At 45.9% G+C, this 11277-nt stretch carries 10 protein-coding genes; all 10 read right to left on the bottom strand.

Features of this window, described 5'->3' with window-relative positions; genetic code table 11:
- Positions 1–110: 110 nt before the first annotated feature.
- On the bottom strand, positions 111–1073 hold the full coding sequence (locus tag C8U37_RS14070) for a DHH family phosphoesterase (RefSeq protein ID WP_108033837.1): 963 nt from the start codon (positions 1071–1073) through the stop codon (positions 111–113).
- An 11-nt stretch (positions 1074–1084) separates the two neighbouring features.
- The gene (locus C8U37_RS14075) at positions 1085–2407 is read right to left on the bottom strand and encodes a DRTGG domain-containing protein (RefSeq protein WP_108033838.1); all 1323 of its coding nucleotides are present in this window, start codon (positions 2405–2407) and stop codon (positions 1085–1087) included.
- Between the two features lie 23 nt (positions 2408–2430).
- Positions 2431–3111 (bottom strand): metal-dependent hydrolase, encoded by a 681-nt coding sequence (locus C8U37_RS14080; protein ID WP_108033839.1) that lies wholly within the window; start codon positions 3109–3111, stop codon positions 2431–2433.
- Positions 3112–3268: 157 nt separating this feature from the next.
- Complete coding sequence (locus C8U37_RS14085) at positions 3269–4090, bottom strand: ZIP family metal transporter (RefSeq protein ID WP_108033840.1); 822 nt, start codon at positions 4088–4090, stop codon at positions 3269–3271.
- Positions 4091–4133: 43 nt separating this feature from the next.
- The gene (gene dinB / locus C8U37_RS14090; RefSeq protein ID WP_108033841.1) at positions 4134–5264 is read right to left on the bottom strand and encodes a DNA polymerase IV; all 1131 of its coding nucleotides are present in this window, start codon (positions 5262–5264) and stop codon (positions 4134–4136) included.
- 25 nt (positions 5265–5289) lie between these two features.
- Positions 5290–5934 (bottom strand): metal-dependent transcriptional regulator, encoded by a 645-nt coding sequence (locus tag C8U37_RS14095; RefSeq protein ID WP_108033842.1) that lies wholly within the window; start codon positions 5932–5934, stop codon positions 5290–5292.
- 128 nt (positions 5935–6062) lie between these two features.
- A complete protein-coding gene (gene adhE, locus C8U37_RS14100; protein WP_108033843.1) occupies positions 6063–8666 on the bottom strand; it encodes a bifunctional acetaldehyde-CoA/alcohol dehydrogenase in 2604 nt (867 codons plus the stop codon).
- Between the two features lie 556 nt (positions 8667–9222).
- Entirely contained in the window at positions 9223–9504 is a 282-nt protein-coding gene (locus tag C8U37_RS14105; protein ID WP_108033844.1) for a post-transcriptional regulator, read from the bottom strand.
- A gap of 34 nt (positions 9505–9538) precedes the next feature.
- Positions 9539–9886: a preprotein translocase subunit YajC gene (yajC, locus tag C8U37_RS14110; RefSeq protein WP_108033845.1), complete on the bottom strand. Its 348-nt coding sequence runs from the start codon at positions 9884–9886 to the stop codon at positions 9539–9541.
- A 77-nt stretch (positions 9887–9963) separates the two neighbouring features.
- A complete protein-coding gene (gene tgt, locus C8U37_RS14115; RefSeq protein ID WP_108033846.1) occupies positions 9964–11109 on the bottom strand; it encodes a tRNA guanosine(34) transglycosylase Tgt in 1146 nt (381 codons plus the stop codon).
- Positions 11110–11277: the final 168 nt, after the last annotated feature.

An 11277-nucleotide genomic window follows, 5' to 3' on the forward strand; every position in this document is an offset into this window, starting at 1 on the left:
CACGGTGTGGAATATAAACTATCAGATTATCAAAAAAAATAATACAACAACGCAAAAAAAGGCATCGGGGTGGTTTTCCCCGATGCTTTTCTTATTTCAAGCCTGCTTCATCAATGCGTGTTCTGCCATTCGATCGCAAGCTCTTCCAATTCCAAAATGATGTCGTTTATCTCCGACTCATCCTTCGCGTTCGCTCCGCTCGCAAGCGGGTGCCCTCCCCCGCCGTGCTGTTTGGCGACCTCGTTGATGATCGGACCTTTTGAACGCAATCTGCAACGATAGGTACCGTTCGGTTGCTCCACGAAAATCCCCCAGCATAAAACGCCTTCTACGGTGCCCGGCAATGGCACAACCGGAGCGGTGTCGCTGTCGGCCGCACCGAATTTCTCAAGGATTTCTTGGGAGAGGATGATGCTGGCGACCCCGACATCATTGATCGTCAAACTCTGCAGGACGAACCCTGATAAATTGGCCGTTTTCAAGGAATTTGTGTTCATCATTTGGCTGATATCCGAAGCTGAAAAATCAAACTGCATCAATTTCGAAGCTATCTCCATAGTCACTGCCGTAGTCGCCGGATAGAGGAATCTGCCCGTATCGCCGACGATGCCGGCATATAACAGCCGCGCAGCTGCTGCGTTCATCGGCAGCTTATCCCCTGTTGAAAAAGAAATTTTCGCGATGATTTCGCTGCTGCTGCTGGCTTGCGTCTCCACAAGGCAAATATCTCCGTAGGTGTCTTCATTCGGATGGTGATCGATTTTGATCAAATAATCGCCTTTGACAAAACGTTTATCGCTGACTCTTGGCTGATTCGCTGTGTCCGTGACAATCACCAAGGCACCTTCATAGGCATCATCCGGAATGCTGTCCATGCTGCCGAGGTAGGAAAGGCTGTCTTCATTTTCGCCGACAACGAATACTTTTTTCTCAGGATAGGCTTGCCTGATCAAGCTGGCGAGACCGTTCTGAGAACCCAACGCATCCGGATCCGGACGCAGGTGACGGTGGATGATGATGGTGGGGTACTCATGAATTTTAGTGACTATATCTGCATAAATCGGATTTTCCACTTGCTGACCTCCTAGGATTTTTCCATCAGTTGGCAAATGACGATCGCTTTGCTGACCAGTGAATTTTCTAAATAGACTTCGACATCCAATTTGGATGATCTTCTGCCCAATTCCAATATTTTTGAACGTATCTCGATGACGCTGTCTATCTGGATCATCTTCAATTGATAGATGTCCATCTGCTCAATGACCGCATTCCGTTTCTGTAAAGTATACAAGATTTTTTTGGTTGTGCTCGCCAGCACCTCGCTCAGCACTCCGAACGACACAGTCCCCAGACTGTTCGTCATTTGCGGCGTGATCCGGAAGCGATAAGCGGGTAGGCTGTCTCCTTCTTCCGAGCTGATTAAGGATAGGTTTTCTACGACTTGGTCCTCGATCGTGTTGCCGACTTGCGGCTGACGCTGCGCTAGCTGCATGGCCTTCATGACATCCTGGCGTGAAATGATGCCGAGCAGTTGCAGGTTATCTTTCACCACTGGCATCACTTCCAAGCCATCCCAGATCATCCGGTGCGCCACGCTCGCCACACTCATGTGCGTTTTTGCGACTATCGGATCCCGGGTCATTACCCGTTCAAGCGAAAGCGTATCTGCTTTTCCAAGAATGTCCTTCGCCGTGATGATGCCCACAAGACGCATATTATGATTTACGATCGGGAAACGCGAGTGGGTGCTTTCGGTATTGAGATTGCGGTATTGGAAAACGGTGTCGTCCAATGAGAGATATTTCGTCTCATCAATCGGGGTGTAGATATCCTCCACCAGCATAATTTCCTTTTTGATCAGTTGGTCCGTCATGGCACGGTTGATCATTGTCGCTACGGTAAAGGTGTCATAGGTCGTGCGCAGTATCGGCATTTCGACCTGATCAGCCAAACGGACGATGCTCTCATCCGTATCGAATCCCCCGGTAATCAGCACTGCTGCGCTTTTCTCCAATGCGAATTCCTGGATATCATTCCGGTTACCGACGATCATAAGTGATCCCGGTGAAATGTAGCGCTCCATCGCTTCGCGTTGCATCGCGCCGATGATGAATTTACTCAAAGTCTTGTCCAGGCCTTTCTTGCCGCCCAAAATATCCCCATCGATGATTTTGCAGATCTGCCCGAAAGTCAGCGTCTCGATGTTCTCTTTCGACTTGCGTTCGATCCTGATGGTGCCTACACGCTCGATGGTTGAAACCAATCCGATGTTCTCGGCATCCTTGATGGCGCGGTAAGCTGTGCCTTCAGACATGTTCAAATTCTTTGCTATCGTGCGGACGGAAAGCTTTTCCCCGACCGGCAGCGTTTCGATATATTGAATGATTTGCTCGTGTTTCGTTGCCATAGTGTACTCCCTTGCTTTCTCTATTATAATGAAATGAAATCTCCCGGTTGCATGATAAGTCCGACGCCATCATCCAGAAGGGACAGAAAATCATTCGGATCCTGCTTGATCAACGGAAACGTGTTGTAGTGGATTGGAACTGCAATTCGGGGTTCCAAAAACGTAACCGCTTTGGCGGCATCTTTTGGTCCCATTGTGTAGTTGTCCCCGATCGGCAGAAATGCAACATCGATCGGATAATCTTCCCCTATCAATTTCATATCGGAAAACAGCGCTGTATCGCCCGCATGATAGATCGTTTTCCCTTCAGCGTTCAGGAGAATGCCGGTTGCCAACCCAAATGTATAAGGCAGGCCATCGACAGTCATAGCCGACCCATGGATTGCCTGAGTCAGTTTGACATACCCGAAGTCGAACTGGTGACCGCCGCCCGGTTGCATGCCATGTGTACGGAATCCTTTTGACGCAAAATAGCCAGCTAGTTCAACCGTCGAAATAATCAGCGGATTTGTTCTGCACGCGATCCTTTCTGTATCACCGACATGGTCGCCGTGTCCATGGGTCAACAGGATCACATCGCAAGGTATCGTGTCCGGATCCAAGTCGCTCAGTGGGTTTCCTGATAGGAACGGATCAATCAGCAGATGCTTTCGTTCCGCTGTTTCTATGCATACGCAGGATTGCCCGTGAAAAGATATCCTCATGCGATTCCTCACCTTTCTCTGTGACAAAAAACTGTATTATTCAGTGTCCATCGTATCATGAAACAGTTTATTAGTAAAACGAAAAGCGAGCGCTATTCGTTTGTTCCGCATACATTAAAAGGCCTTCCGCACAGAAGGCCTTTCAACGGATTATTCATCATCCTAACGCAACGTCAAGGATCATCATGACTGTGAAGCCGACCATAAGCCCCATCGTGGCAATATCGCTGTTTCCGTTCGTTTGCGACTCCGGTATGAGTTCCTCGACGACAACAAAGATCATGGCTCCGGCAGCGAATGCGAGCGCGTACGGTAAAATCGCACTCATGGATATGACGGCAGCTGCCCCAATGACAGCCGCGATCGGCTCAACGATGGCAGAGAGTTGGCCGTAATTGAAGGCCTTCAGCCTGCTGTTTCCATCAGCCCGGATCGGCATGGACAAAGCTGATCCTTCTGGTATGTTCTGGATTCCGATACCGATCGCCAAACCGATGGCACTCAACAGCGTATTATCCTCGGATATGCCGGCTGCGACCGCTCCAAAACCGACTCCGACAGCCAAACCTTCCGGAATGTTATGGATCGTGATTGCCAGGAACAACAACAAGTTTCGGGACGCTTGTGTCTGCGGACCTTCCCGGTGTTCCATCGGTTCCCCTAAGTGCAGATGGGGAACGATTTTATCCGTCATGCGCAGGAATAAGCCGCCCAACAAAAATCCGATTGATGCCGGAATCCACGCCCAGACGCCATATCCGTTCTCCTCAGCATGGGAAATGGAAGGAGCCAATAATGACCAGAACGATGCCGCTATCATGACCCCGGCAGCGAAGCCGCTCATGACGTCAAGAACTTTGCGGTTGACGGATTTGAAGAAAAACACAAATGATGCACCTACGATGGTACAACCCCAAGTGAACAATCCCGCTATGAATGCTTGCATAATAGGATTTAACTGACTGAATGACTCTAACATGATTTTTATCTCCCCTTTATAATGAAATAATGAATGATTTCTTCTATAGATGCGTCGTGTCCCATAATGGCAACTGAATGTTCTCGTAGTGGATCGGATCGAGCTGTGTTACGGTTATCCCCAATAAACGCACGTGCCGTTCTATCGTACCGTGGTCCAACCAAAGTTCCCAGGCATGACGGAAAATATCCTCCGCTTGGGAAAAATGATCGACACGGGTTTTCCTTCTGGTTATGGTATCGAAATCGGCGTAGCGGATCTTCAACACAATCGACCGCCCGTGCAACTTGTTGATGTGAAGCGCTCCTTGAACAGCCAGAGCGATTTGCTTCAGTTCCACCCTGACCTGTTCCTCATCAACCAGGAACAGTGTAAAAGTGTGTTCTTTCCCGATCGATTTTCTTTCCCGTTCAGGCTCCACAACTCGGTTGTCGATGCCTCTGACCCGTTGATAGAGGATATATCCGTGCTTCCCGAATTGCGAAAGCAATTCACTTTGATCAAAAAGATAAAGATCCTCTCCGAAATGGATGCCCAATAGCTTCATTTTTTCGACTGTCTTCTTGCCGACGCCATAAAACTTTTCGATGGGCAGTCCCCGCAAAAAGCGGGCCGCATCATTTGGTGTGATCACAGTCATGCCAGCCGGTTTCTGGAAGTCGGAAGCAATCTTTGCTATGAACTTATTGTAGGAAACACCGGCCGAGCAAGTCAGACCCGTTTCCTGCCAGACCTCTCTTTGGATTCTTCGGGCAATCATTGTCGCACTGGACAGATCCTGCTTATTCTTGGTGACATCCAGATAGGCTTCATCCAGAGACAACGGTTCTATCAAATCGGTGTAGCGCGCGAATATTTCCCTGATTTGTTGGGAAACAGTCTTGTAATGACTCATTCGAGGAGGAATGAACACAGCTTCCGGGCAGAGTTCAAAAGCCTTCTGCGCACTCATCGCCGAATGGATGCCGAACTTCCTGGCGGCATAATTGGCTGTAGTCACGACCCCTTTGCGCCCGGTATCTCTCGGATGATTCGCAATGACGATCGGTTTGCCGCGATGTTCCGGATGATCCCTTTCCTCGATTGAAGCGTAGAAGGCATCCATATCCACGTGGATGATTTTTCTGCTTTTATCATTTTCGGGTTCCTTAAAGGTCAAGATCCCAATCTGCATACTGTTCTCCTTGTTTTGAACTGCTTTATTGAACGTGAATTTTACTTGCCGCTTTGAAACTGATTTGGTAAGACTGCTTATTCTGGGCCTCAAAAGTATATGGGCCTTCGTACGGCTCCACGTTTGTCAACAGATAAGGCACGCTTAACTTTACGTCTTTGTTGAGCAAATAGGCCAGAAATTCCTGGTCGTCATCAACTTCCCTGATGATGAAGCGGCTGCCGATTTCCAGCTCTATCAAAGGTTTGCTCTCATAAACTTCAATCCGGCCCTCTTTGTCGGGGATCACGCCCCCATGCGGATCATATTTGGGAAAACCTAGATAGGCATCCAAGCTATCGATCAACCGATCCGATGAGACATGCTCCAACAGTTCCGCTTCGTCATGTACTTCATCCCAGTTGAAAGCCAATTTTTCCGAGAGGAACACTTCCCAAAGTCGATGTTTCCGGATCAGCTTATTTGCGATCAATTGGCCTTTGTCTGTGATTTGCACCCCTTGGTACGGGATATGGCTGATCAGGCCATCCTTGAGCAACTTGACGGACATCTCGGTCACCGAAGCGGCAGATACGGATAAAGCCTGTCCGATCTGCTTATTATTGACAAGCTGTTTGTCTCCACCCAATTCCATGATCACTTTCAGATAATCCTCTTTGTGCGGCGTCATGCGCTCCCTCCTCTTTTTAGGTTAACCTAAACTATATTTTATATTATACGACAAATCCACTTGATTACAAGCCTGAAACTGAACACAAAAAAAGCCGGGAGCGTGTCCCGGCTTTCCTTTATCTACTGTTAACCTTTGTAGGCTGCGTAGATGATTTCTTTCAATTCTGAGATTAATGGTTGTTTAGGGTTAGCAGTCGTACATTGGTCTTCGAATGCCAATTCTGCTAAGCGGTCTGCATCGCGTTCAAGCATTTCATCAGTGATGCCTTGATCCTTGAAGTTCATCTTGATGCCGATGTCTTGACCTAATTTAGTGATTTCAGTTGCCAAAGCTTCGACCAATTCTGCAGTCGTGTTGCCTTTGAAGCCTAGGTAGCGAGCGATTTCAGCGTAGTCTTCGTCTGCACGGAAGTACTCGTATTTAGCCCACAACGCATGTTTTTGCGGATCAATCGCATTGTAGCGGATGATGTGCGGCAACAGAATAGCGTTCGTACGGCCGTGGATCAGATCCCATTGTCCGCCGATTTTGTGTGCGATCGAGTGGGAAATACCCAGGAACGCATTCGCGAAGGCCATACCAGCCATAGTGGAAGCATTGTGCATTTTTTCGCGTGATTCTTGGTCGCCGTAATTGTATGAATTTCTCAAGTTTTCGAATACCAACTTGATTGCTTGTAAACTCAAACCTTTAGTGTAGTCGTTTGCCAATACGGAAACAAAAGATTCGATGGCATGCGTCAATACGTCCATACCAGTATCTGCAGTTACAGATTTAGGAACACTGTATACGAATTGTGGATCCACGATGGCAACATCCGGAGTCAATGCGTAATCAGCCAATGGGTATTTGATGTGTGTTTCGCTGTCTGTGATAACCGCGAATGGCGTTACTTCCGAACCAGTACCTGATGTAGTCGGGATGCAGACAAGTTTCGCTTTTTCCATATCCTTGATCTTGTAAGTACGTTTGCGGATATCCAAGAATTTTTGTTTAGCGCCGAAGAAGTCGCTTTCTGGGTGCTCATAGAACAACCACATCGCTTTGGCAGCATCCATAGGAGAACCCCCACCGATTGCGATGATTGTATCCGGTTTGAAGTCGCGCATTTTTTCGGTACCACGGTTTACAGTGTCTGTTGTCGGGTTAGGTTCAACATCCGAGAAGATTGCGTAAGATACTTTGTTGTTGCGTTGTTTCAATTGTTCGATGACTACATCCACATAGCCGAATTTGACCATGCCGTCGTCGCAGACGATGAAGACTCTTTCGACATCTTTCATGTCACGTAAGTATCTAACTGAATTTTCTTCGAAGTAAACCTTCTCTGGCAATTTAATCCACTGCATATTATTTCTCCTTTTAGCAACAGTTTTCACGTTCAATAAATCTAATGCAGAAACGTTATGAGAAACTGAGTTTCTGCCGTAAGATCCGCAACCCAAAGTTAATGAAGCGATATTATTGTTGTACAAGTCACCGATACCGGCTTGAGAAGATGGAGAGTTGATAAGAACGCGGCAAGCTTTCATTTCTTTTCCGAATTGCTCAATCAAATCATTGCGGCGAGTATGCAGTGAAGCCGAGTGACCCAAGCCACCCAAATCAAGCATTTGCTTGCATAGTTGGAAACCATGCTCTGTGCTGTCTGATTTCATCATAGCCAATACTGGAGATAATTTTTCTCTTGACATTGGGTATTCTGCTCCGACGCCAGGCAATTCAGCGATCAACATTTTAGTGTTTGCAGGAACGTTCAATCCAGCCAATTCAGCGATTTTACGAGCGTGCATGCCGACAACATTCGGTCTCACGCCAGTTTTTGCATCGTTCATCACGACGTCTTCCAATTGTTGAATTTCTTCAGGTTTAGCGAAGTATACATTGTGCAGTTGGAATTCTTTTTTGACTTCATCATAGATTTCGCTGTCGACGATTGCAGCTTGTTCTGAAGCACAGATCATACCGTTGTCGAAAGTTTTTGAAACGATGATGTCGTTTACAGCGCGTTTAACGTTTGCTGATTTTTCGATGTAAGCCGGAACGTTACCAGGTCCAACTCCCAATGCTGGTTTACCAGTAGAATAAGCAGCTTTAACCATTGCAGCTCCACCTGTAGCCAATACGACAGCAACTTCTGGATGGTTGATCAATTCAGCTGTTTTTTCCATTGATACGCCTTCTACCCATTGGATACAGTCAGCAGGTGCGCCTGCTTTGATGGCAGCATCGTAAACAACTTTTGCAGTTGCAGCCGAACATTTTTCTGCGCTTGGGTGGAAAGAGAAGATGATCGGGTTTCTTGTTTTCATACAGATCATCGCTTTGAAGATTGTTGTCGAAGTTGGGTTGGTTGTCGGGATGATACCGGCAACAACGCCTACAGGAGCGGCAACCTTCATGATTTGATCAACTTTATTGTCTTCGATGATTCCGACTGTTTTATTTTTTCTGATTGAGTGCCAGATATTTTCAGCGGCATACATGTTTTTGATACATTTATCTTCATAAACGCCTCGGCCTGTTTCTTCAACTGCCATTTTTGCAAGTGGCATATGTTGCTCCATTGCAGCTAATGCCATTTCGTGGACGATGTGGTCGACTTGTTCTTGGGTATAATCTTCAAATAGAGTCAAAGCTTTTTGGGCTTTTCCAGTGTAGTTGCTGATTTCTTCTTTTGCAGTCATCATGGGTTTTTTCTCCTCTAAAACTACTTTTTCTTTACTCATGTGAGATCCTCCTAAAAATATATGTTATCCTTTTCACATGCTTATTATATTTCATGGAATTTCGTTTGTAAAGCGATTAAATGTGATGTTCTTCACGAATTTCCCATACAGGCCCTGAAAGCGTGTTCAACAGAGGTTTATCTCTCTGTTTGTTTTCACAAATAGTTTAGGGAAACATTCTATTTCTCAACCTTTTGATTGTGAATTAATTATCATTGTTCGTGATCCGTACAGAAAAAAGTTTTTTTGAAATAATTTTTAGAACGAAAATAAACATGGTCGCTTAACGTCCCTATCCGATTAAAATCCGGAATTCTATGGCGCCCCACCCGCATAAATCCGCTTACTAATTATCGAATCCGACTGAATTAACGATTAAATTTGGATATTCCAACAATAAAATAATTCCGCTGGATTTCAAGGGCTAAAATCGTCCCGGTTTAATGATGCCATCAAAAAAAACGGATCCTTTCGGCACTGATTGTACCGCAACCTCAGATTACTTCTAAAAAAAAGCACAATACTCTGAAGTATTGCGCTTTTTGCGTGGAATGATTCATAGGAAATCATCAAAATTTATTTCATCCAATGAAGAGACCTTATAGACTTGCGCTTCCAAAGCAACAAAGTCGAAATAGTGGTTTACCGTCGTCTTCATGATATCCCGGATTTGTTGGTAATAATGCGGAGGGACAGTATGCTTCCAAGAAAATTCCTTGAAATAGCGATAGATATCGTCGACTTGGATGTTCTCGTAGCCCAATTGATTGAACTCAGTTGCTTTTAGTTTGAACCAGGGCTCCAATTGATCATATTGCTTCTCTGATATATTCGGCAAATGCCGTCCCTCCTTTCCGATGAATCAAATCGCTTTACTCTTCGCTTTTGTCCTCTTGTTCTTGCTCTGATTCGGTTGCTGAATAATCTTCGACAATCGCATCATCGGTTGTGATTGTGGCAACCTTTGAAATACGTGAAATAGAGCGTTTTTCAAAAGTCAGGAAGATCCCTTCGCAATCCAATACGACTGTGTTATCAGCGGAATTGATTTCTTCGACAATTCCGTGCAGGCCGCCGATGGTGACTACTCTATCCCCTGGCTTGATTTGACTCAGCATATCTTGCGTTTTTTGCGCTTGTTTCTTTTGTGGTCTGATCAGGATGAAATACATTACGCCGAACAGAACTCCATAAAAGGCAATCATGATTACTGTATCCATACATTTTCCTCCATCTGTGGATTATTTTTATCTATCATCCACTTTACCAAACTTTAGGATAGACTACCACCCAAAACCTAAAACTTCTTCGGATTTTCAACGTTGAAGCCATATTCTTCCACGAACGCTTCCCTGAATTCCAACAGATTGTCATCCATGATGGCTTGGCGCACATTGTTCATCAGGTTTATCAAGAAATGGAGATTATGATACGAGGTCAAGCGCAAGCCAAATGTTTCATCAGCTTTGATTAAATGACGAATGTACGCACGTGTATAGTTTTTGCATGTGTAGCAATCGCATTTTTCATCCAACGGACGGAAATCCCGTTCATATTTCGCATTTTTGATGACCAAACGACCGCTGCTTGTCATACAAGTGCCGTTCCGCGCTATACGGGTAGGCAAGACACAGTCGAACATATCGATTCCGCGGATGACTCCGTCAATCAAGGAATCCGGCGCACCTACACCCATCAGATACCTTGGTTTGTCCTCAGGCATGACTGGCGTCAGATAATCAAGCACACCATTCATCTCTTCTTTCGTTTCACCGACCGAAAGTCCACCAATCGAGTAGCCTGGAAAATCCAGGGAAATCAGTTCTTTGGCGCTCTGCAGTCTTAAATCCTTGTATCCTGCTCCTTGGATGATGCCGAACAACCCTTGTTGATTGGGCTTTTTATGGGCTTCAAGTCCACGCTCTGCCCATCTGGTTGTTCTTTCGACCGATGCTTTGATGTAATCATAGCTTTCGCTGTAAGGAGGGCATTCATCAAAACTCATGATGATATCGGCACCCAATTGATTTTCGATATGGATCGCTTTTTCCGGTGACAGGAACATTTTTGAACCGTTAAGATGATTGCGGAAATGCACACCGGCTTCGGTTATCTGTCTGTTCTGGCTTAATGAGAAGACCTGGAAACCGCCTGAATCGGTCAAGATCCCTCTGTCCCAATTCATGAATTTATGCAGGCCTCCTGCCTCTTCCACCAAGTCGGAGCCCGGTCGGAGCCAGAGGTGATAAGTATTGCTCAGAATGATCTGAGAGCCCATCGTCTTCAATTCTTCAGGAGACATCGTCTTCACGGTAGCCAAAGTCCCTACCGGCATGAACATAGGTGTCTGAAAAGTGCCGTGGGGGGTGATGATCTCTCCCAAGCGCGCACCTGTATGTTTTTCTTTTTTGATAAGGCGATAACGAATCGCTGGTTCAGTCAATGTATTCACTTCTTTCTTATAGATATCCGGCAATCAGTATACCACAGTCGCACACTATTTTCTTGTATTCGCTATAAGAAAAGCATCGGGGAAAACCACCCCGATGCCTTTTTTTGCGTTGTTGTATTATTTTTTTTGATAATCTGATAGTTTATATTCCACACCGTG

It is taken from the genome of Trichococcus patagoniensis (assembly GCF_003051085.1).
Lineage (GTDB): Bacteria > Bacillota > Bacilli > Lactobacillales > Aerococcaceae > Trichococcus > Trichococcus patagoniensis.

Coding starts and splice junctions, on each gene's coding strand:
- C8U37_RS14075 (WP_108033838.1), bottom strand. CDS start 2,407: ATGGCAACGAAACACGAGCAAATCATTCAATATATCGAAACGCTGCCG.
- C8U37_RS14080 (WP_108033839.1), bottom strand. CDS start 3,111: ATGAGGATATCTTTTCACGGGCAATCCTGCGTATGCATAGAAACAGCG.
- C8U37_RS14085 (WP_108033840.1), bottom strand. CDS start 4,090: ATGTTAGAGTCATTCAGTCAGTTAAATCCTATTATGCAAGCATTCATA.
- dinB (WP_108033841.1), bottom strand. CDS start 5,264: ATGCAGATTGGGATCTTGACCTTTAAGGAACCCGAAAATGATAAAAGC.
- C8U37_RS14095 (WP_108033842.1), bottom strand. CDS start 5,934: ATGACGCCGCACAAAGAGGATTATCTGAAAGTGATCATGGAATTGGGT.
- adhE (WP_108033843.1), bottom strand. CDS start 8,666: ATGAGTAAAGAAAAAGTAGTTTTAGAGGAGAAAAAACCCATGATGACT.
- yajC (WP_108033845.1), bottom strand. CDS start 9,886: ATGGATACAGTAATCATGATTGCCTTTTATGGAGTTCTGTTCGGCGTA.